A 21,854-nucleotide genomic window follows, 5' to 3' on the forward strand; every position below is an offset into this window, starting at 1 on the left:
TCACATAATCAGTGATTTAGGAGATGCGAAACTTAGAATTTGGAATTTTAAATTTGTCTTTTTATACCTATGTACTTAATATTCGATACCGAAACTACTGGATTACCAAAACGTTGGGACGCTCCAATAACCGATTCTGATAACTGGCCTCGCTGTATTCAGATCGCATGGCAGCTTCATGACGAAATGGGGCAGCTGATAGAACATCAGGATTACCTGGTGAAGCCTGACGGATTTAATATTCCGTATGATGCAGAACGTATTCACGGAATTTCGACAGAATTGGCTGATGCCGACGGAATCACCCTGGCTGAGGTTTTGGAGAAATTCAATATTGCTTTAAGTAAAACCAAGTTTATTGTTGGTCAGAATTTAGGTTTTGACGTTAATATTATGGGGGCCGAATTCCATAGAATGGGCGTGGATTCTCCTATGAGTTCGATGCCGGTTCTGGATACCTGTACCGAGGTTACGGCTTCGTTATTGCAGCTTCCGGGAGGTCGTGGAGGTAAATTTAAATTACCAACCCTAACCGAGTTACACAGTTTTCTTTTCAACAAACCTTTCGCGGAAGCGCACAACGCAACTGCCGACGTTGAGGCAACTACGCGTTGTTTTCTGGAGTTAATCAGAAGAGAAGTTTTTACCAAAGAAGAGCTGGATGTTCCTAAAGATTATTTCAAGGAATTTCAAAATAGAAATCCACAGGAATTTCCGTTAATCGGATTAAAACATATCAATTTAAAGGCTGCCTCGGATAAAATCAGAGAGCAGTTAAAGGCTTTAGAATCTGTTGGAAAAGAACCTGCCGTTTCGCATTCTGACAGAGAAGATTTTAAAGCAGCAAAATATGCGCATTTGCACAATCATACGCAGTTTTCGGTATTGCAATCAACGATAGGAATTGGAAATATCGTTGCGGCTACTGCCAAGAATGGAATGCCGGCCGTTGCTATGACCGATACCGGAAACATGATGGGAGCTTTTCACTTTGTGAGCGCCGTTATGAATCACAATAAAGGGGCATCGGCCAAAAACAAAGCTTTGGTGGAAGCAGGTGAAGAGCCAACCGAAACCGAGATAAAACCGATTGTGGGCTGCGAATTTAATGTTTGTGAGAACCACCTGGATAAAAGCAAAAAAGACAACGGTAATCAGGTTGTATTATTAGCCAAAAACAAAAACGGTTATCACAATCTGGCCAAAATGTCGTCGATTGCCTTTACCAACGGATTTTATTATGTTCCGAGGATTGACCGCACCATTATTGAAAAATACAAAGAAGACATCATGGTGTTGTCGGGGAATTTATACGGAGAGATTCCGAGTAAAATTCTGAATATTGGTGAAAACCAGGCCGAAGAAGCTTTGATTTGGTGGAAAGAACAATTTGGAGATGATTTTTATCTGGAAGTGATGCGTCACAATCAGGAAGATGAAAACCGTGTAAACAAAACACTGATTGAATTTTCTAAAAAACACGATGTCAAATTAATTGCCACCAATAATACCTACTATTTAAATAAGGAAGACGCCAACGCCCACGACATTTTGCTGTGTGTAAAAGATGGTGAAAAACAAGCGACACCAATTGGCCGTGGCCGTGGATATCGTTACGGATTGCCAAATCAGGAGTACTACTACAAGTCGGGAGAAGAGATGAAAAAGCTCTTTACCGATTTGCCGGATGCGATCATTAACATTCAGGAAATCATAGACAAAGTGGAAGGGTACTCGCTTTATCGGGATGTATTGCTTCCTAAATTTGATATTCCGGAAGAGTTTGTGGTTGCCGAAGATGAAGCTGACGGAGGTGTTAGGGGAGAGAATAAATATTTGCGTCATCTTACTATGGTGGGTGCAAAAAAACGATACGGCGAAATTACAGAGTCTATTCAGGAACGTTTGGATTTTGAGCTTCTGACCATTTCGAACTCCGGATATCCGGGTTACTTTTTGATCGTTCAGGATTTCATCGCCGAAGCCAGAAATATGGACGTTTCGGTGGGTCCCGGTCGTGGATCTGCTGCCGGTTCTGCGGTAGCGTATTGTTTAGGAATTACCAATATTGACCCGATTAAGTACGATTTGCTTTTTGAGCGTTTCTTAAATCCGGATCGTGTATCGATGCCCGATATTGATATCGATTTTGATGACGAAGGCCGTGGCCGTGTTATGGACTACGTAATTAATAAATACGGTCAGAATCAGGTAGCGCAAATTATTACCTATGGTAAAATGGCAACCAAATCGGCGATTCGTGATACGGCTCGTGTACTGGATTTACCATTGTTTGAAGCCGATAGAATTGCAAAACTGATTCCGGCAATGATGCCTTCCAAATGGAATTTAGCGCGTTTTATTTCAGAAAGCGAGGATGAAGTTAAAAAAGCACTTCGTTCTGATGAATACGACAATGTAAAAGAATTAATCGCCATTGCCAATGAAGATGATTTGGCGGGAGAAACCATTCAACAGGCAAAAATTCTTGAAGGATCGATGCGAAATACCGGAATTCACGCCTGTGGTGTAATCATTACGCCATCGGATATTACGAATTTCGTTCCTGTTACCACAGCAAAAGATTCTGATTTGTATGTGACCCAGTTTGATAACTCGGTAGCAGAAAGTGCAGGATTGCTGAAGATGGACTTCTTGGGTCTGAAGACCCTTACCCTGATAAAAGACACCGTTAAACTGGTAAAATATAGAAACGGAATTGATCTGGATCCCGACACATTCCCCATTGATGATGTAGAGACGTATGCACTGTTCCAAAGAGGAGAAACGGTTGGAATCTTCCAATACGAGTCGCCCGGAATGCAGAAGTACATGAAGGATCTGAAACCTACGGTTTTTGGAGATTTAATTGCGATGAATGCCCTATATCGTCCGGGACCTTTGGAGTATATTCCGTCTTTCGTTCGAAGAAAAAATGGAGAAGAGGAAATCAAATACGATTTAGATGCCTGTGAAGAATATTTAGGAGAAACCTATGGAATTACGGTTTATCAGGAGCAGGTAATGCTTTTGTCGCAATCGCTGGCTGACTTTACAAAAGGTGAGGCCGACGTTTTGCGTAAGGCGATGGGTAAGAAACAAAAGGATGTACTGGACAAGATGAAGCCTAAATTTGTGGAACAGGCAGCAAAAAAAGGTCATGATGCCAAAGTTCTGGAGAAAATCTGGAAAGACTGGGAAGCTTTTGCGAGTTACGCCTTCAACAAATCGCACTCGACTTGTTATGCCTGGATTGCTTATCAGACCGCTTACTTAAAAGCGCATTATCCTGCAGAATATATGGCGGCGGTTCTTTCGAATAACATGAACGATATCAAACAAGTGTCGTTTTTTATGGAAGAATGTAAACGAATGGGCTTACAGGTTTTAGGACCGGACGTAAACGAATCTTACTATAAATTTACCGTAAATGACGAATATGCGGTTCGTTTTGGAATGGGCGCTATTAAAGGAGTTGGTTCCGGAGCCGTTGCAACTATTGTAGAAAACAGAAAAGACGGACGATATAAATCGATTTTTGATTTGGCCAAGCGTATTGATTTGCGTGCTGCCAATAAAAAAGCAATTGAAAACCTGGCGCTGGCAGGAGGTTTCGATTCATTTGAAGGAACAACAAGAGCGCAGTATTTTCATGATGATGGCGACGGAATAACGTTTTATGAAAAAGCGATGCGTTACGGATCAAAATTTCAGGAAAACGAAAACTCGTCACAGGTGAGTTTGTTTGGAGAAGCCAGTGAAGTGCAGATTGCCGAGCCTGTAGTACCACCATGTGAAGACTGGAGTACCATGGAGAAACTGGCAAAGGAAAAAGAAGTAGTCGGAATTTATATTTCAGGACATCCGCTCGACGATTTTAGATTTGAGATGAAATATTTCTGCAATAACCGCTTAGAATCTCTGAAAAGCATGAACGAATTTGTGGGTAAAAATCTAAATTTTGCCGGAATCATAAACAATGTTCAGCATCGTGTGGCCAAGAACGGAAAGGGCTGGGCGGTATTTAACTTAGAAGGTTATGACGAAAGTTATGAGTTCAAGATTTTTGGTGAAGAATACTTAAAATTCCGCCATTTCCTGATTCAGAATAATTTTGCTTTCATCAAAATATTAATAAAAGACGGCTGGGTCAATCATGACACCGGTAAAAAATCGGATCCAAGAATGCAGTTTGTCGAGATAAGGCAATTGCAGGATATTCTGGAAGCTTTTGCTAAAAAGCTGATTTTGTTATTGAACATAAAAGATCTGGGCGCAGAATTTATTCATAGATTAAGTCATTTGTTTAGTGAAAACAAAGGTGATAATTCAGTGACTTTTGAGATCATGGAATTAGAAAAAGTAAAGCGACTGGTTGAGGTAGAAACGCCAACAGATTTTGAAGAAACGGAAGATGCTGTTTTTGTAGAAGAAAATGATCGGGAAGATGGTATTGAAGAAACAAAAATTCAGGAAGTAAATGAAGTGGAAGAAATAAAGGTCGTGACCAAATTAACGATGCCAAGCCGCAGGTTAAAAGTTAAAATCTCAACTGAGTTATTGATGGAATTGGAAAAAATGCAGATCAATTTTAAGCTAAATTAAATTTTAACAGTTAAAATTTAAAAGAATGCATTTTTTTTAAGTTAAAATTATGCATGCATAATAGTTTTTTAGTAATATTGCTCAAAATTACAACGATTTCGTTCCAAGTCTAACATTGCAAACGGCAGGATTATGTTAAAATAATCTATGTTTGTAAAAATTAATTTAATCAAAATTATGAAAAAGAACCTATTTTTATTAGGATTATTAGTTTGCTCTATGGCCACAATGGCGCAAACAGAAAAAGCGGATAAACCAGAAAGCTGGTATTTTAAATTAGGAGGATCTTATTTTAATCAAACTGCTTCGACAGAATTTCCTGTTGTTGGAGGTCAATTGCCAAACAGAGATGTTTATGCAGGTACTTTAGCAAATAATAAATTAGCTTCCAGAGAAAGTGTTACAGGATCTTTTGGACAAGGTTTCAGAAGTGGAGTTACTGCTGGTTATAGATTTTCAGCACGTTTAGGAGTTGAGATGTCAGCAAACTACTATGTTAGTAATGAAAAAACAATGTCTCAAACAACAAACAGACTTATTTCATATAACCCAGCTGTTAGCCCGGCAGCTACTTATGTAAGTTTTACAGCAAATGGTGAAATCAAAGCTTTTGATTTAGCACCGGCAATTGTAATGTTTTTAGGAGAATCTCATGGTTTTGAACCGTATACTAAAGTTGGAGTTATTGTTCCGGTTCATGGTACATTAGACATTAAAACGGACAGACAATATTCTACGTTTGTAGGAGCTAATCAAGTTGCTTCAACAAATGCTTTCTCAAAAGATGTAGTTAAACCAAATCCAACACTTGGATTTATGGCGTCTTTAGGAACTTCTTATAAATTAGGAAAACACATTTCTGCTTTCGCTGAATTAGAGTACCGTAACTTTACTGTACACGGAAAAACGAAAGAAACTACAATTTATACTGAAAATGGTGTAGATAAATTAAATGAAACTACTGCTTTCAGAACGGCTTCATATTCTGCAATTCATACTAAATATGTAGATCATTTAGACGGAAGCTCTAACAATAAAGAATATAATGCAGCAGGATACGATTCTACTAAACCAATGAATGAATTAAGTTCTTACGTTGGAATTTCAGGTTTAGGATTGACTTTAGGTCTTAAATACAGCCTATAATTTTATAAAAGTTTTTTAGTTTTTTAAAAAAGAGGATATTCGTAACGAATATCCTCTTTTTTTGTTTCTTGTCATTTCTCTTGTTTTTTGTCATTTCGACTAAAAGGAGAAATCACACAAGAAACTCCGCACAGAAAATCGCCAATCTTTGGTGAGCTGCTAGTGGATTCCTCATTCTTCGGAATGACAAGATTGTGGTTAAGGCTAATGATAACAGAGAAAAAACTGCCAGCCCTTTATTTTGAGTTCCTGAATTCCTTTAAAACTTCATCGATTACCCAGGTGGTTCTTGCGGCTGTTGTTCCTTTTGATGGAGAAAAATCCTCTTTGCCTAAAATTTCCGCAACCACAGTCTCAACAAGTGGTAGTTGAATGTGAAGCGGATTTTCGATCGTGATACTTTCTTTTTCACCATTTGTATATTGAATATGAATGGGATCATTCCCGAAAGTAGAGAACGAAATTTTTCCTTTATCGCCTACAATATCCGTATTGTCATAACGTTCAAAACTGGCAAAATTCCACAAACCGGTTCCGTGAATTCCGTTCTCGAATAAAAAAGACATAGAAACCGAATCTTCCGCCGGATAGGCTTTGAGTTGTGAGCTGGCATGTCCGCGAACTGATTTTATAGGTCCAAACACAAAGTCAAGAAAATCTAAAGTGTGGCAAGCCAAATCAACAAATATTCCACCACCGGAAATGTGCGGTAAAACCGTCCAGGGCAAATTGATTTCGTCGTCATAACGCTTTTCAAACGAATGGTATAGAACGCAATTGACATGTCGGACAGTTCCTATTTTGTTTTGGTCGATTAGTTCTTTTATTTTTAGGAATCTTGGAAGACGTCTTCTGTAATAGGCAACAAATAGGGGTACATTGTGTTCTTTACAAACACGGATCATTTCATTGCATTCTTCAAAATTCAAAGCCATTGGTTTTTCCACGTAGACAGGTTTTCCGGCTTTGGCGCATAAAATGGTATATTCTTTATGAGATGATGGAGGTGTCGCAATATAAACGGCATCAACTTCAGGATCGTTAATTAAATCGATGGCGTTGGAATACCATTTAGGGACATTATGACGTTTGGCGTAATCTTCAGCCAGAGCTGCATCCCTGCGCATAACAGCAACTAAAGCCGAATTTGAAGCTTTTTGAAAAGCAGGACCGCTTTTAACTTCAGTTACATTGCCGCAGCCTATAATTCCCCATTTTACAATTTTCATTTTTCTAGTTTTTTAGTTCTTTCAAATTTAAAAAGTTTGCGATGAATTCAACGAATTATTTTTCACGCAGATTTGTAAAAAGTTAGCCACGGATTAAATGATTCTCACGGATTATAAAATCGTATTAATTTTTTTAATCTGTGGCAAAAAAAATAGCCACGAATTCACGAATTATCTTTTATTCAGATTAATACACACAGCTTATAAAAATCACCATAATCCTTTTAATCTGTGGCAAAAAAAATAGCCACGAACTCACAAAAATAATTCGTGAATTCGTGGCTAATAAAACTTAGCTTAAAGTATTATTTTTTAGGTAAAGCTTTAAAACCCATATTGTAAAGTGTAAACGCCTGGATGTCTACGCTTTCCTGAATTGTTGCAGCAACAGATTTTCCTGCTCCGTGACCTGCTTTTACGTCAATACGAATTAAAACCGGATTGTTTCCTGTTTGTTTCTCTTGCAATTCCGAAGCAAATTTAAAACTGTGTGCAGGAACTACACGGTCATCGTGATCACCGGTTGTTACCATAGTTGCAGGGTACTGAACACCTTTTTTTACGTTTTGTACCGGAGAGTATCCTTTAAGGTATTCAAACATTTCTTTGTTATCCTGTGCCGTTCCGTAATCGTAAGCCCAACCTGCACCAGCAGTAAAAGTATGGTAACGTAACATATCCATTACACCAACAGCCGGTAAAGCTACTTTCATTAAATCAGGACGTTGTGTCATAGTTGCTCCAACTAACAAACCTCCGTTAGAACCTCCGCGAATAGCAAGGAAATCAGAAGAAGTGTATTTTTGTGCAATCAAATATTCACCTGCAGCAATAAAGTCGTCAAACACATTTTGCTTTTGCAATTTAGTTCCTGCATCGTGCCATTTTTTACCATATTCACCACCACCTCTTAAATTGGCAACCGCATAAACACCTCCGTTTTCTAACCAAACGGCATTTGCAATACTGAAACTTGGCGTTAAACTAACGTTGAATCCACCATATCCATAAAGGATGGTTGGGTTTTTACCGTCTAATTTTAATCCTTTTTTATACGTAATAATCATCGGGATTTTTGTTCCGTCTTTTGACGTATAGAATACTTGTTTTGATTCGTAATCCTCGCTTTTAAAATCAACTTTTGGTTTTTGATATACTTCTGACTTACCTGATTTTGGTTCGAAAGAGTAAATTGTTCCCGGAGTTGTATAGTTTGTAAAGCTGTAGTATAACGTTTTCTCGTCCTTTTTTCCTCCAAATCCTCCAGCGGTTCCTACTGCCGGAAGTTTGATTTCACGGATTAATTTTCCGCTGTAATCGTATTGTTGTACAAACGAAACGGCATCTTTGGTATAATTGGCAAAGAAGAATCCTCCACCTGTTGAAGGAGACAGGATGTCTTTCGTTTCTTTAATAAAATCTTTCCAGTTTTCAGGTTTTGGATTGCTTACATCAACGGTAACCACACGCGTGTTTGGTGCGTTTAAATCTGTTTCGATAAACAATTTAGTGCCTTCATTCTCGATAATCTGATTGCTGCTGTTAAAATTGTCTACAATCGTTACAATCGGACTATTCGCTTTCGTTAAGTCTTTAATGAATAACTCATTTCCGTAAGTCGAATTGGCCGCAGAAATTACCAGATATTTATCATCTTCAGTAACGTAACCACCGATATATCTACGTTTTTGATCGGCTCCGTAAATCACTTTGTCTTCTTTTTGAGAAGTTCCCAGTTTGTGGAAATACAATTTGTGCTGATCAGTTTTTGCAGATAATTCGCTTCCTTTTGGTTTGTCGTAACTAGAGTAGTAAAACCCACTGTTGCCATGCCATGAAACGCCGCTGAATTTTACATCGACCAAAGTATCTTCTAAAACTTTTTTAGAGATCGCATCGATGATGATTACTTTTCTCCAGTCGCTTCCTCCTTCAGAAATAGCATAAGCAGCTTTTGAGCCGTCTTTAGAGAAATTTAATCCACCAAGAGAAGTTGTTCCGTCTTTAGAAAAAGTATTCGGATCTAGGAAAACCTCTTCTTTACCGTCTTTACCTTTTCTATATACTACAGATTGATTCTGAAGTCCGTTGTTTTTAGAATAATACGTAAATTTTCCTTCTACAAATGGAGCACTGATTTTCTCGTAGTTCCATAATTTTTCCATGCGTTTCTTAAGTTCATCACGGAATGGAATTTTATCTAAATAACCGTAAGTTACCTCGTTTTGAGCCTTTACCCAGGCTCCTGTTTCAGCTGATTTGTCATCTTCAAGCCAACGATACGGATCGCTTACTTTAGTGTCAAAATACACATCAACAGTTTCGCCTTTTTTAGTTTCGGGATATTGGATTTTGTTTTGCCCGAATGAAATCCCTGCAGTTGTGATTGCCATTAGAAGAAATGTTTTTTTCATAATTTGTGTTTAACAGTTATAGCAAAAATAGCCTTTTTGTTGTGAAATAATAAGGATAAAAAGTTAAACCCTATACGACGTATAAGCTTGCTTAGTCAGGATTTAACTGATTTAAGCTATAGGTCGCATAGGGTTTAAAAATGTTACAGATTGAAGTTAACTCCAAGTACAATATTTCGTCCGATATTCGGAATACCGTCTGTTTTTAGTCTGGATAGGTGCGCAATGTATTTTTTATCAAATAAATTGTTTCCGTTCAGGTTAACATCAAAAGCATGTTTGCCTAATTTTACTGTTCCTCCAAAACCTAAATTCACCAAAGTGTACCCTTTTGAAGCAGTCTCAAAACCACTTACTTTATCCTGACTAAAAGTCGAAGAAACGTTTAAAGAAGCATACCCTTCTTCAAACCAGTCTTTAATTTTGAACTCTGTTCTTAAAGTATTGTTCCAGTTGTTGGCAGGAATTAAAGGCAGGTAATCATTGTTTTGTTTTTTACCGGTAACGGTTTCAAAACTGGTTTCAAAATGCAACCAATCCAGTGGGTGCGGGTGAAAGTGCAATCCTGCTTCACCTCCGTATAATTTGGCATTGTTCTGAACATAAGCAAAAACATCATTCTCATCGCGTACCTCACCGGTTGGAGAAGTGTAGATATAGTTGTTTACGTGATTGTAAAATCCGTTGATGAAAAATTCAAAATGAGTGTTCTTGTATTCCAGGTTTAAATCTGTTTGAACGTTTTGTTCGGTTTTCAAATTGCCGTTTCCAATTTCGTAGCGGTTTGTTCCTTCATGAACTCCGTTTGATGTTAGCTCGGCTAAATTTGGAGCTCTGAATCCCGTAGCCACATTCAATCGAAGCGTTAGCGGCTCGGCAAGCTTTGTTTTATATCCTAACGAAGCATTAAAGCTGTCAAATGATCGGTTTAAAGGCTGAAAATAACCTTCTTCGCCTTCAGTTCCGTGTGCTTCAGAAGTTACTTTTCGGTTGTCGAAACGCAGTCCGGCTTGTAAAACGTTGTTGTTCCATTCGTAATTTGCAGTTCCAAAAGCACCGAAATCATTGGTAGTTGCGTCCGGAATTAAATATTCTTCTCCTGAATTTTTATTGGTCTGGTGCATTCCCTGAACGCCAACAATAGTTTCGATTTTACCGAATTTCGGGAAATGATATTTGACATTGTAATTAAGAGTGTTCAGTTTCATGTGAAGAGAAGCGTTGTTGCTGTCTTCAAATTCGCTTCTGTCATTAGCGATATAGCCTAAATCAACATCCAGTTTTGAGTTTTGAAAGAAAATCACATTGTTCAAACTTAATAAATGATTGAAGATGCCTTGTCTTGGGAACATTGTATTTTTGCTTGACGATTGTTCTGCGATTCCTTCTTCCGGAATTCCAATGTCTAACTTGTTGTAATTGTATCGTAAAACACTTGAAAAACTAGAATTGCTGTACCCAACTCCGGTTTTAAAATCGGTTTCGTTATAGCGGGAATTGGTTACGCGGTCACCATCGGCAATTTTGTAATCAGAGTGCGTGTTGAAACTTCCTCTGGCTAAAAATTTCCAGTTGTCCGTTGAGGTTTTTAGTCCAATAGAAGAATTGCTTCCTTGTGTATTCGTAAAATATTTTTGACTGAAATTAGCTTTAAACGTATTGGCATCGGCAAATTTCTCCGGATTAAAATACAAGACACCACCTAAGGCATCAGAGCCATACAATAAAGAGGCAGGTCCTTTGATGACTTCAACACTTTCTATTCCGGCATCATTAAGACCCAGTCCGTGTTCGTCACCAAATTGTTGATTTTCGATACGAACTCCCTGAGAATACACCAAAACGCGATTTCCGCTTAAACCTCTAATCACCGGTTTTCCAATCGAAGTTCCGGTAGAAATTTGAGAAACTCCGGGAATAGTCGCCAGACCTTCAATTAAAGTGGAAGTTCCTTTTTGCTGTAATGTTTTAATGCTTTCGTGTTCCACTTTCATTACGTTCTGCGATTGCAGTTTGTTGAAAGGTGTCGACACCACCACTTCATCCATTTCAAAAACAGATTCAGTAAGGGTAATGTCTAAGGTGTTTTCCTTTAGTAATTTAGCAATTGTTTTGCTTTGTGTTGTATAACCTATTATGGTAAAAGAAAGTCGGAAACTGCCGTTTGGGAGATTCTTAAATTCATATTTTCCGTTTTCATCTGTTGTAGTTCCTTTGTGTAGTTCAGCTGCATAAACAGATACGCCGGCTAAGGGTTTGTTTTGAAGATCGATTACAGTTCCCGATACCGAATTTTGGGCAGAAAGGATGCCCGTAAACCCTAAAATAAGGGCTAATATTAGTTTTTTCATTTGAAAATGATGCTATAGTTAATTGAATTTGCCTCTCCATCAGAAACTAAAAGGAATGGTAAAACTTGCCGATCCTGAAAGTTTCGGGATGGGGAAATTCACTAATTTTTTAGAATTAGATAAAAAGATTTAGAATTGATTTCGTGTATTTCGAAATTTTAGGAAACTATAGCTTGTGGAGGTCCGCGTAATAAATAGGCACTTTCGGAAAATGAAAAGATTCTTTCGGAAAGCGTAAAGAAATAGGGAATTTCGTTATCGAAATGGTGAAACTGAAGCGCCATTTCTTCGGGAACAACATAACTGCCAAAAGCAAAATGACAAACATAACATAAGTCATAATTATGGTGCTGATGCGTTATTTCGCCACTTGGATCATTGTAATCGTGGTGGCATTGTTTTTCTGAAAGCTGCTTTACAATATGCTCATAACTGTGTATGGACTGAAAGAATATTGAGAACAATACCATCAGGGCCAAAGAAACACTTAGTATGAGTTGTTTTCTTTTCATCAAGGGCAAAGGTATAAAAGAAAGGAGAAAAATAGATTTATTTTTTAGATTCTGTTAACGATTCATTGAAAAAAGTTTAGAAAAAGCATTTTTTCGGGATCGAAAAGCGAATAATGACATTCAAATTGTATCCTGAACTAGCATTATATTATATTTGTAATTGAAATAAAACTCTCCTAAAAAACGTTTACTTGAAAAACTCTTTAAAACCAAAATACGATATGCGATTACTTTTTAGTTGTTTGTTTTTAGTATCGTTTTTTAATTCTTTTGCCCAAGAAGTTAAACCGGAGGTAAAGCCAGAAGTGAAGCCTGTGGTTAAAATCGATTCTTTGTATCGGGAAGATCAGTTTTATTTTTCGGTTACCTATAATCTTCTTACAAAGATTCCACAGGGACTTAAACAAAATAAATTTTCTGCCGGACTTTCTGCCGGTTTCCTGCGTGACATGCCAGTCAATAAAAGCAGAACCGTTGCCATTGCTACAGGTTTGGGGTTGAGTTATCAGAATTATAATCAAAACCTGACCATCGCTAAAGGGGCAGATGGAGCTTTGACCTATGAAGTAACCGATTATAATGATATTTCGTCCAACAGATACAAACAATATTCGGTTGATTTGCCAATAGAATTTCGCTGGAGAAATTCGACTTATGAAAGTACTAAATTCTGGAGAATCTATAGCGGATTTAAAGTAAGCTATGTATTCTCTAACAAATCCATTTTAGATACCGGGGAAGAAACGTTTAAAATTTCGAACAATCCGGATATAAACAAATTGCAATACAGCGTATATCTGGCTGTAGGGTATAACACCTGGAACCTTTATCTCAATTATGGATTAAGTCCTTTGTTTAAAGATGTAACAACGGTTTCCGGACAAAATATTAACGTAAGAACGCTTAATGCCGGATTGATATTCTACATTTTATAACCACAAATACAAAAACAACAGCTGCGGTAAAATTCCAATAAAAGTTCCTATTACCAGTTCGTTAGGCGAGTGGGCTTCCATTTCTAAGCGTGAAGAAGCAACGATTCCCGTCATTAAAATCAGGAAAGCACTCCAGTAAGGGTTTTGCATCTGAAGATGTATGTTCAGCCCAATCACAAAAATGGTGAATCCGCTAATGGCCATCATGTGCAAACTTGCTTTTATTTTAAACAAGGAGCAAATCAAAGCCAAAATAGTACTAAACAAAGCACCCAAAAAGAAGAAATGCAATTCAGGATATCGGGTAATGATAATACTTCTTTTGACCAGTAAAATGTATAAAAAACACTGTAAAATTAAAGGAATTTTGCGTTGCGAGGTCTCGTGAACCATAACAGAATTTACATGTCCTGTCGAACGAAGCAAAAGATAGAACAGTATGGGCACCAGAATAGTGATGATCAGAATCTGAAACAACACATAATATTTTTCCTGAGTACTAAAGAGATCCTGCTTGCAAAAAAGATAAAACAGGGTAGCATACATCGATATGAAAATAGGATGTAAGATATAGGAGAATGTAGGCAGAATTCTTTTCAAAACGTTGTATTTAGTGGTGTTAAGCAAATATAAACAAATAATGTTTTTTTGTCACGAATTGCAAAAATTAGCACAAATTTTAACGTGCGTCCTATTTTTTAAATGCGACAGGCATTTGTTTCAGGCAGATCGATCTATTGAATAAGAAAAAATCTGCAAAACTCTTTTTTAATCTGTGGCCAAAGTAACCGCAAAGAATTAGCGAAAATTTGTGCAATTCGTAGCAAAAACACACAAAGAATTAGTACTAATTCGTGCCATTCGTGGCAAACTTTTTTTAGTAGGCTGTAACAAAAATCACCACAAATAATTAGTGAAAATTTGTGATTTTGCTGACAAACCTTTTTTTAAATTTGACAAAAAGAAAATCTTAATGAGCATAAATATAAAAAGCCTGATTCCGGTTCTCGAAGCCGAATGGATGGGTCCAGATTCTGATGTTTTCGTTGATCACATTTCGATCGACAGCCGTTCTTTACAAAACGGTTCTAAAACTTTGTTTATTGCCTTGTCAGGGGTTAATAATGATGCTCATTTGTATATAGAAGAACTTATAGACAAAGGAGTTCAGAATTTTGTGGTACAGTATATTCCGGAGAATGTAAAAGGCAAAGCTAGTTTTTTGGTAGTCAAAAATACGTTGCAGGCTTTACAGGAATTTGCGGGTTATTATCGCAAGCTGTTTACCTTTCCTATTATCGGATTGACCGGAAGTAACGGTAAAACGATCGTAAAGGAATGGCTGAATTTCCTTTTGAGTCCCGACTATAATATTATCCGAAGCCCTAAAAGTTACAACTCTCAGGTGGGGGTTCCATTGTCAGTAATTGCCATTAATGAAAAACATAATCTGGGTATTTTCGAAGCCGGAATATCGACGGTTAATGAAATGGAGAAACTCGAAAGAATCATTAAACCCAATATTGGAGTTTTAACGAGCATTGGTTCGGCACATGATGAGGGCTTTGAAAATCTGGAAGAAAAAATCGATCAAAAATTACTGCTGTTTAAGAATTCGGCCGTTATCATCTATCAGAACAATAAACTTGTAGATGCCTGTCTGGCGAAGTTAAATCAGGACTATGTTTTACCCGAAAGAGTACTTTTTTCATGGAGTTTTACCGAGGAATCTGCAGATGTTTTTGTGGTAAAACGGGTGAATGAAGACGAAACAACGAGTATTCAGGCCCGTTACGGGAATGAAATTTTCGATTTGGAAATTCCATTTAGTGATTCGGCCTCCATCGAAAATGCAATCTCCTGTTTGTTGGTTATGCTTTACCTGAAGTACGATGCGGAAACCATTCAAAACCGATTTCAAAATTTGTATCCGGTACAAATGCGTCTTGAGGTTAAAAACGGAATCAACAATTGCAGTATTATCGACGACAGTTACAGTTCAGACTTTCAGTCGCTAAAAATTGCATTGGACTTTTTAGAAAGCCAGCAGAAAAAAAACGCTTCAAAAACGGTTATACTGTCGGATATTTTTCAAAGTGGATTTTCTAATGAAGAGCTGTACACAAAAGTAGCACAGTTAATTGCAGACAATAAAATAAACCGCGTTATAGCCATCGGAGCAACCATTTCTTCCTTTGCGCCTAAATTTTCGAATTGTACCACTTTTCAGAATACAGCCGAATTTATTGCGCAAATTGAAAGTCTGAACTTTGAAAATGAAACCATCTTAATCAAAGGAGCGAGATCGTTTCAGTTTGAAGAAATTGTGTCCTTGCTGGAAGAGAAAACCCATGAAACGATACTGGAGATTAACCTGAATTCGATTAGTCATAATCTCAATTATTATAAATCAAAATTAGCTTCCGGTGTGAAGCTAATGGTCATGGTCAAGGCCTTTGGTTATGGAAACGGAGGATTGGAAATTGGCAAATTGCTCGAACATCACAAGGTAGATTATTTGGGAGTGGCATTTGCCGATGAAGGGATTTCACTTAAAAACGGCGGAATAAAATTGCCAATCATGGTTCTGAATCCAGAATCGACCAGCTTTCCTTCGATCATACAATACCATTTAGAACCCGAAATTTATAGTGTTAAGGGACTAAAAGCCTTTTTGAAAATTGCAAGAGAAAAGAATTTAAAAGACTTTCCGATTCACATCAAACTGGATACCGGAATGCACCGTCTGGGTTTTGAAGAAGATACTTTAAACGAATTAATTGAAACCCTGAGAGGAAATTCGACCGTAAAAGTAAAAAGTGTGCTGTCGCATTTGGCCACCAGTGATGAGGAAAAACATTTTGATTTTGTGAGATCTCAGATTCGTTTGTTTGAGACCTTGTCGGTAAAATTAATTACAGCCTTAAATATTAACCCTATTCGTCATATTCTGAACACTTCCGGGATAAGTAACTTTCCGGATGCACAATACAATATGGTGCGTTTGGGCATTGGTTTGTATGGTGTATCCAACGATCCGGCTGAGCAGAAGTACCTCGAAAATGTGGGAACTTTAAAATCGATTATTTCTCAGGTGCGAACAATTCCGACAGGAGACAGCGTGGGTTACGGACGCCGTTTTATGGCACAGAAAGAAACCAAAGTCGCTACAATTCCTATTGGTTATGCAGACGGAATTTCGCGTTTATGGGGCAATCAGGTAGGTTATGTGATGATTAAGAATCAAAAAGCATTCATTTTAGGAAGCGTTTGTATGGACATGCTCATGGTAGATGTAAGCGAGATTGATTGTAAAGAAGGAGATTCAGTAATCATTTTTGGAGAAAATCCGACGGTTGTCGAAATGGCAACAGCCTTAAAAACAATACCCTACGAAATCATGACCAGCATCTCGCAACGTGTAAAAAGAGTGTTTTTTAGATAATCTTAACAAATTGTCAGGAAAATTATGTATTTTCGAGATCAATTAAGTATAAACTAAAATAATCGATTATGGGATTTTTTGCAGATTTTAAAGCTTCTTTGCTAAAAGGTGATGTGCTTAGTTTAGCGACAGCTGTCGTTATTGGTGGTGCATTTGGAAAAATAGTGGGTTCTGCTGTAGACGATATTATTATGCCAGTTGTTGGTTTACTTACAGGAGGAATTGATTTTACTCAAAAATTTGTTACACTGGATGGCAATGCGTATCCAAATTTGGCTGCTGCTAAAGCTGCCGGGGCTGCAGTAATTACGTATGGAAATTTAGTTCAGGCGATAATTAATTTTGTAATTATATCGTTTTTTGTATTTGTTGTACTGAGAGCTGCTGAAAAAGCGAAGAAAAAAGAACCTGTGGTTGCGGCACCTGCCGGACCAACTCAAGAAGAGCTACTTACGCAAATTAGAGATTTGCTTAAAAAATAATTCCGCTACACTAAGTCTAACTTAACCGTTCCTTAATTGGGGCGGTTTTTTTGTTTTTGTTTGTTTTGTAACATTTTGTTATTTTTTGTGAAGAGCGTTGTTTTGACTTTTATTATGTATACTTTTGCATAACGAAATAGATTAATTCATACTAAAAATATAAAAATGAGAATAGCCGTTGTAGGTGCCACTGGTATGGTTGGCGAAGTAATGCTTAGAGTTTTAGCAGAAAGAAATTTTCCTGTTACCGAGTTAATTCCTGTAGCTTCTGAGAAATCAGTAGGAAAAGAAATCGAATATAAAGGAACAAAATATAAAGTGGTAGGATTGCAAACAGCAGTTGATATGAAAGCTGATATTGCGGTTTTTTCAGCCGGAGGGGAAACTTCACTGGAATGGGCACCAAAATTTGCTGCAGCCGGAACAACTGTTATTGATAACTCATCGGCATGGAGAATGGACCCAACTAAGAAATTAGTAGTTCCGGAAATCAATGCTTCGACTTTAACCAAAGAAGATAAAATTATTGCAAACCCAAACTGTTCAACCATTCAAATGGTGTTGACATTGGCTCCATTGCACAGAAAATACAATATTAAAAGAATTATCGTTTCTACTTATCAGTCGATCACCGGAACTGGAGTAAAAGCGGTAAGACAGTTGGAAAATGAGTACGCAGGAGTTCAGGGAGAATTGGCTTACAAATATCCAATTCACAGAAATGCTATTCCACATTGCGACAGTTTTGAAGAAAACGGATACACTAAAGAAGAGATGAAATTGGTTCGCGAGACTCAAAAGATTCTTGGAGACAACACCATCAGAGTAACGGCTACTGCAGTTCGTGTACCGGTTGTTGGCGGACATAGCGAGGCAGTAAATGTTGAGTTTACGAATGACTTCGATGTAAACGAAGTTCGTGAAATTCTGCACAATACTGATGGAGTAGTAGTACAGGATAATTTAGATACTTTTACCTATCCAATGCCATTGTATGCCGAAGGTAAAAATGATGTTTTTGTGGGTAGAATTCGTCGTGACGAAAGCCAGCCAAATACATTGAACCTATGGATTGTTGCCGATAACCTGAGAAAAGGAGCTGCAACCAACACCATTCAAATCGCTGAATATTTAATTGCAGCCGGTTTGGTATAAACAGAGATTAAATAAAATTGTTATAGAGAGAAAACCGTAATTGCAGCACTGCAGTTGCGGTTTTTTTGATGCATAAATTTCAATTAAAAACCATAAATTAGCTACTATAAATAGCAATGATATGAACTTCGATAATTATAAAATAATACCCAATTACAAGACCAATAAAACCGATTTGTTCGTGGCCGATGAAGAAGAGATTCTGGCTTGTGAGAAAACCTTAAATATTACTTTCGATGAAGATTACAAAGCATACGTTTCAGAATTTGGGAGCGGAATCCTGGGCGGAACTTACGTAAGGATTTATCTTCCTGAAACGATTGTACTAACGTTGGAAGGATGGAAAAGCCGTATCACAGAGTATTGGTTCTGGGACGAAGGAAAAGAGGTGCTTACTAAAGAGGAAGTGCTGAATTCTGTCAGAATTGGGGATACCTATGATGGTGACGAGATTATTCTTTTAAAAAGCGAATACTTTATTCTGCCAAGGCATAGCGAAATGATCTATAAAGCAGGGAATACGCTTGAAGAGACCATAACCTGGCTGTGTTCGTCAGGAATCCTCACAGAAGCATTTTCTGAAAGAGAATTTGAGCCTTTTAATCCGAATAGTATCAAAGAATAAAAAGTAAACCTGGTTTTCAAAACCTGTCGGGTTTGTTAAGGTAACAGCATAAAAAAAGCGAGAATTTTAGTTCTCGCTTTTTTTTTGTGTTTTAATATTCCGGGGCTAGTTCTAATTCCAGACCTTCTAATTCAGTAGTAATTGGAATCTGACAACCTAAGCGGCTATTTGATTTAACATAAAATGCTTCCGACAGCATGGCTTCTTCTTCATCCCCCATTTCTGGTAACGCAACATCATTTAAAACATAACATTGGCAGGAAGCACACATGGCCATTCCGCCACAGGTTCCTTCAACAGGAAGCTCGTATGCTTTGCACAACTCCATTATGTTCATTGCCATATCAGTTGGAGCTTGTAACTCGTGTATAACTCCTTCTCGATCTTTAATCTTTATTAATACATCCATTTTAATTAGTGGAATTTTACTGATTCGGATTTTATAACGTGAAAAAATCCTTAATTATATTAACTGTTTTTGATACTAAATGCGTATTCTTTTTTGCTGCCTTCTTTAAGGTGCATTTTTACACCAAGTGTATTTCCGTTTTTCTCCAGTATGGTAACTATTGCAATTACGGAATAGTAGTCTTTATCAGATTGAAAAACTAAAGTACCTTCGTAGGTCGAATTCATCACGCCTTGTTTGTCTGTTGTAACAGATATTTTTCTCGGGTGTGAGAATTGTGCAACACTATAAGTCGCTTTGTTGGAGAATTTTGCTTTTCCACCACAAATGTCGAACAGAAAATCATAGTTTCCTATTCTAAGACTTCCTTCTTCATCATTCGCGTTAGTCGAAAATACGATCTGACCGGCGTATTTAAAATCCGACCATTCTTCAGATTCATTTAGCCAGGCTTTATCAACAACTAGCGTCTGAGTGGTTTGTTGCGCATAGTTTACAGAAACACAAAATAATAATAAAAAAAGAGCGTAATACTTCTTCATAAAATTTAAGATTTAAGGGTTATGTGACAAATTTAAATAAATATGTCACAATACCTTAACTAAAACTCTTAAATATTTGTATTATTTTTTGCTAATTATGTAATAACTCGTTTAAATAATGCTATTTTTTTGTGAAATTGCAAATCAAACCATGCAAAGCGCTATTATTCTTGTTAAATCGACAAAATCGATCTGCTGAGAAAAATCGCGTTTTTATTACATTATATTCACCACAGTTTCTATTTGTGGTGCATATTTTTTTATAGTTGTCTCAACTCCCGCTTTTAGGGTCATCTGATTTACACTGCAGCTAATACATGCTCCTTCAAGACGAACTTTAACATGTTTGTCATCGTCTATCGAAATAAGCGTAATGTCTCCTCCGTCAGAATTTAAAAAAGGTCTGATCTCGTCAAGAGCCAATAATACGTTGCTTGTTAATTCTTCTGTTGTCATAATTTTATCAATTAGAAAATTTGTCAATTAGATAATTAGATAGTGTAAACAATTATCTAATTATCTAATTTTCTCATTATCTCATTATATTAATTCTTTTTTACTGCTGAACAGCCTGCCATAGTCGTAATTTTTATGGCTTCGGTTGCAGGTAAGCTATCGTTTCTGTTTACAGTTTCCTGTACAACATTTCGGGTGATTTCTTCAAAAACAGTTTCGATTGCCGAAGCAGTTTGCAAAGCAGCCGGACGACCGTAATCACCAGCTTCACGAATAGATTGTACAATTGGAACTTCTCCTAAAAAAGGAACATTTAAGTCTTCGGCAAGATTTTTTGCTCCTTCTTGTCCAAAGATATAATATTTATTGTCAGGTAATTCTGCCGGTGTAAAATAAGCCATGTTCTCGATGATTCCCAAAACAGGTACATTAATGTTGTCCTGCATGAACATCGCTACTCCTTTTTTAGCATCAGCCAAAGCCACTGCCTGAGGCGTACTTACTACCACAGCTCCTGTAATTGGTAACGATTGCATGATCGAAAGGTGGATGTCTCCGGTTCCCGGAGGCAAATCGATTAGCATAAAATCTAATTCTCCCCAATCGGCATCAAAAATCATTTGGTTCAACGCTTTTGCAGCCATCGGACCTCTCCAGATCACAGCCTGACTTGGAGCTGTAAAGAAACCAATAGAAAGTATTTTAATTTCATAACTCTCAATAGGCTTCATTTTTGATTTTCCATCAACAGTAATCGAAACCGGTTTTTCGTTTTCAACATCAAACATGATTGGCATTGATGGTCCGTAGATATCGGCATCAAGAACCCCAACCGAAAAGCCCATTTTGGCAAGTGTTACAGCAAGGTTTGCAGTAACAGTTGATTTTCCAACTCCTCCCTTACCGGAAGCAACCGCAATAATATTTTTGATTCCAGGGATAGCACGACCTTTAATTTCGTTTTTCTCCGGAGTTTCTACTTTAATATTTACTTTGATTTTTGCTTCAGGAGATACCAATTCATGAATTGTTTTTTTGATATCATCTTCAGCTCTTTTTTTGATATGCATTGCCGGTGTATGCAACACCAAATCAACAACAACTTCATCACCAAAAGTAATGACGTTGGCAACAGCGCCGCTTTCAACCATATTTTTTCCTTCTCCCGCTATAGTAATTGTTTCTAGAGCTTTAAGAATTTCTTTTCTGTCTAATTTCATTTTAATGGACTATTTTCGATTGATTGAAACCGATTTAAAGTATTGTATTTATTTAAACTGATTTCAGACTGCAAAGATAACAGATTATGTTCGGATTCAAACCCTTTTTAAATTGTATTTATTGATATTGAGATTGCTCAAAATGATTCTTAGGAACTGTTTTTGATTTCGGAACGAAAAAAAGGATGGATCATATTGTATTTACAGGCAAAAAAATGTAAAAAACAGTACCTGGAAACAGATAAAAAATTAAGAATAAGATCGTTAAAATGTCAATAATCTTAGCTATATTTGAGTGCCCTAAATTTGCGATTTTTAAATATTCTAA

Annotated in this window: 16 protein-coding genes; 7 read left to right on the top strand and 9 right to left on the bottom strand. The window is 37.2% G+C overall.

The window, feature by feature from the left end; all coding sequences use genetic code 11:
- Nucleotides 1-69 precede the first annotated feature (69 nt).
- Both dnaE and OLM61_RS09080 read left to right on the top strand, forming a co-directional pair.
- The gene (gene dnaE, locus OLM61_RS09075) at nucleotides 70-4,605 is read left to right on the top strand and encodes a DNA polymerase III subunit alpha (protein ID WP_264526038.1); all 4,536 of its coding nucleotides are present in this window, start codon (nucleotides 70-72) and stop codon (nucleotides 4,603-4,605) included.
- A 177-nt stretch (nucleotides 4,606-4,782) separates the two neighbouring features.
- On the top strand, nucleotides 4,783-5,751 hold the full coding sequence (locus OLM61_RS09080) for an outer membrane beta-barrel protein (protein ID WP_264526039.1): 969 nt from the start codon (nucleotides 4,783-4,785) through the stop codon (nucleotides 5,749-5,751).
- A 236-nt stretch (nucleotides 5,752-5,987) separates the two neighbouring features.
- Here OLM61_RS09080 and OLM61_RS09085 read toward each other — a convergent pair whose 3' ends face one another.
- The 4 genes from OLM61_RS09085 to OLM61_RS09100 form a co-directional block, all read right to left on the bottom strand.
- Complete coding sequence (locus tag OLM61_RS09085; RefSeq protein ID WP_264526040.1) at nucleotides 5,988-6,980, bottom strand: Gfo/Idh/MocA family protein; 993 nt, start codon at nucleotides 6,978-6,980, stop codon at nucleotides 5,988-5,990.
- Between the two features lie 305 nt (nucleotides 6,981-7,285).
- Entirely contained in the window at nucleotides 7,286-9,394 is a 2,109-nt protein-coding gene (locus tag OLM61_RS09090; RefSeq protein WP_264526041.1) for a prolyl oligopeptidase family serine peptidase, read from the bottom strand.
- A gap of 143 nt (nucleotides 9,395-9,537) precedes the next feature.
- Nucleotides 9,538-11,745, bottom strand: a complete 2,208-nt coding sequence (locus OLM61_RS09095) for a TonB-dependent receptor (protein WP_264526042.1) — start codon at nucleotides 11,743-11,745, stop codon at nucleotides 9,538-9,540.
- Between the two features lie 158 nt (nucleotides 11,746-11,903).
- Complete coding sequence (locus tag OLM61_RS09100; RefSeq protein ID WP_263362458.1) at nucleotides 11,904-12,257, bottom strand: hypothetical protein; 354 nt, start codon at nucleotides 12,255-12,257, stop codon at nucleotides 11,904-11,906.
- Between the two features lie 221 nt (nucleotides 12,258-12,478).
- Here OLM61_RS09100 and OLM61_RS09105 point away from each other — a divergent pair, with 221 nt between their 5' ends.
- Nucleotides 12,479-13,192 (top strand): porin family protein, encoded by a 714-nt coding sequence (locus tag OLM61_RS09105; RefSeq protein ID WP_264526373.1) that lies wholly within the window; start codon nucleotides 12,479-12,481, stop codon nucleotides 13,190-13,192.
- On the opposite strand, the gene OLM61_RS09110 is transcribed toward OLM61_RS09105, so the two are convergent.
- Nucleotides 13,187-13,792 (bottom strand): hypothetical protein, encoded by a 606-nt coding sequence (locus tag OLM61_RS09110; protein ID WP_264526043.1) that lies wholly within the window; start codon nucleotides 13,790-13,792, stop codon nucleotides 13,187-13,189. The two genes, OLM61_RS09105 and OLM61_RS09110, sit on opposite strands and share 6 nt — an antisense overlap.
- Before the next feature lie 373 nt (nucleotides 13,793-14,165).
- Here OLM61_RS09110 and OLM61_RS09115 point away from each other — a divergent pair, with 373 nt between their 5' ends.
- From OLM61_RS09115 to OLM61_RS09130, 4 genes are all read left to right on the top strand, one after another.
- Entirely contained in the window at nucleotides 14,166-16,637 is a 2,472-nt protein-coding gene (locus tag OLM61_RS09115) for a bifunctional UDP-N-acetylmuramoyl-tripeptide:D-alanyl-D-alanine ligase/alanine racemase (protein ID WP_264526044.1), read from the top strand.
- 68 nt (nucleotides 16,638-16,705) lie between these two features.
- Nucleotides 16,706-17,119, top strand: a complete 414-nt coding sequence (gene mscL, locus OLM61_RS09120; RefSeq protein ID WP_264526045.1) for a large conductance mechanosensitive channel protein MscL — start codon at nucleotides 16,706-16,708, stop codon at nucleotides 17,117-17,119.
- A gap of 165 nt (nucleotides 17,120-17,284) precedes the next feature.
- On the top strand, nucleotides 17,285-18,274 hold the full coding sequence (locus OLM61_RS09125) for an aspartate-semialdehyde dehydrogenase (protein ID WP_264526046.1): 990 nt from the start codon (nucleotides 17,285-17,287) through the stop codon (nucleotides 18,272-18,274).
- Nucleotides 18,275-18,395: 121 nt separating this feature from the next.
- The gene (locus OLM61_RS09130) at nucleotides 18,396-18,899 is read left to right on the top strand and encodes an SMI1/KNR4 family protein (RefSeq protein WP_264526047.1); all 504 of its coding nucleotides are present in this window, start codon (nucleotides 18,396-18,398) and stop codon (nucleotides 18,897-18,899) included.
- A 91-nt stretch (nucleotides 18,900-18,990) separates the two neighbouring features.
- Here the strand turns inward: OLM61_RS09130 and OLM61_RS09135 are convergent, their stop codons facing one another.
- The 4 genes from OLM61_RS09135 to OLM61_RS09150 form a co-directional block, all read right to left on the bottom strand.
- Entirely contained in the window at nucleotides 18,991-19,308 is a 318-nt protein-coding gene (locus OLM61_RS09135) for a 2Fe-2S iron-sulfur cluster-binding protein (RefSeq protein WP_026982672.1), read from the bottom strand.
- A gap of 59 nt (nucleotides 19,309-19,367) precedes the next feature.
- Nucleotides 19,368-19,850 carry a hypothetical protein gene (locus tag OLM61_RS09140; protein ID WP_264526048.1) on the bottom strand — a complete coding sequence of 161 codons (483 nt, stop codon included), beginning with the start codon at nucleotides 19,848-19,850 and terminating at the stop codon, nucleotides 19,368-19,370.
- Between the two features lie 216 nt (nucleotides 19,851-20,066).
- A complete protein-coding gene (locus OLM61_RS09145) occupies nucleotides 20,067-20,306 on the bottom strand; it encodes a NifU family protein (RefSeq protein ID WP_026982674.1) in 240 nt (79 codons plus the stop codon).
- Nucleotides 20,307-20,395: 89 nt separating this feature from the next.
- On the bottom strand, nucleotides 20,396-21,526 hold the full coding sequence (locus OLM61_RS09150) for an Mrp/NBP35 family ATP-binding protein (protein WP_264526049.1): 1,131 nt from the start codon (nucleotides 21,524-21,526) through the stop codon (nucleotides 20,396-20,398).
- Nucleotides 21,527-21,854: the final 328 nt, after the last annotated feature.

The organism is Flavobacterium sp. N502536, from assembly GCF_025947345.1.
GTDB lineage: Bacteria > Bacteroidota > Bacteroidia > Flavobacteriales > Flavobacteriaceae > Flavobacterium.

Excerpts from the sequence above, each read along its gene's own strand:
- OLM61_RS09140 (WP_264526048.1), bottom strand. The coding sequence starts at position 19,850 with ATGAAGAAGTATTACGCTCTTTTTTTATTATTATTTTGTGTTTCTGTA.
- OLM61_RS09150 (WP_264526049.1), bottom strand. The coding sequence starts at position 21,526 with ATGAAATTAGACAGAAAAGAAATTCTTAAAGCTCTAGAAACAATTACT.
- OLM61_RS09100 (WP_263362458.1), bottom strand. The coding sequence starts at position 12,257 with ATGAAAAGAAAACAACTCATACTAAGTGTTTCTTTGGCCCTGATGGTA.
- OLM61_RS09130 (WP_264526047.1), top strand. The coding sequence starts at position 18,396 with ATGAACTTCGATAATTATAAAATAATACCCAATTACAAGACCAATAAA.
- OLM61_RS09135 (WP_026982672.1), bottom strand. The coding sequence starts at position 19,308 with ATGGATGTATTAATAAAGATTAAAGATCGAGAAGGAGTTATACACGAG.
- OLM61_RS09125 (WP_264526046.1), top strand. The coding sequence starts at position 17,285 with ATGAGAATAGCCGTTGTAGGTGCCACTGGTATGGTTGGCGAAGTAATG.
- OLM61_RS09090 (WP_264526041.1), bottom strand. The coding sequence starts at position 9,394 with ATGAAAAAAACATTTCTTCTAATGGCAATCACAACTGCAGGGATTTCA.
- OLM61_RS09105 (WP_264526373.1), top strand. The coding sequence starts at position 12,479 with ATGCGATTACTTTTTAGTTGTTTGTTTTTAGTATCGTTTTTTAATTCT.
- OLM61_RS09080 (WP_264526039.1), top strand. The coding sequence starts at position 4,783 with ATGAAAAAGAACCTATTTTTATTAGGATTATTAGTTTGCTCTATGGCC.
- OLM61_RS09115 (WP_264526044.1), top strand. The coding sequence starts at position 14,166 with ATGAGCATAAATATAAAAAGCCTGATTCCGGTTCTCGAAGCCGAATGG.
- dnaE (WP_264526038.1), top strand. The coding sequence starts at position 70 with ATGTACTTAATATTCGATACCGAAACTACTGGATTACCAAAACGTTGG.
- mscL (WP_264526045.1), top strand. The coding sequence starts at position 16,706 with ATGGGATTTTTTGCAGATTTTAAAGCTTCTTTGCTAAAAGGTGATGTG.
- OLM61_RS09095 (WP_264526042.1), bottom strand. The coding sequence starts at position 11,745 with ATGAAAAAACTAATATTAGCCCTTATTTTAGGGTTTACGGGCATCCTT.
- OLM61_RS09085 (WP_264526040.1), bottom strand. The coding sequence starts at position 6,980 with ATGAAAATTGTAAAATGGGGAATTATAGGCTGCGGCAATGTAACTGAA.
- OLM61_RS09145 (WP_026982674.1), bottom strand. The coding sequence starts at position 20,306 with ATGACAACAGAAGAATTAACAAGCAACGTATTATTGGCTCTTGACGAG.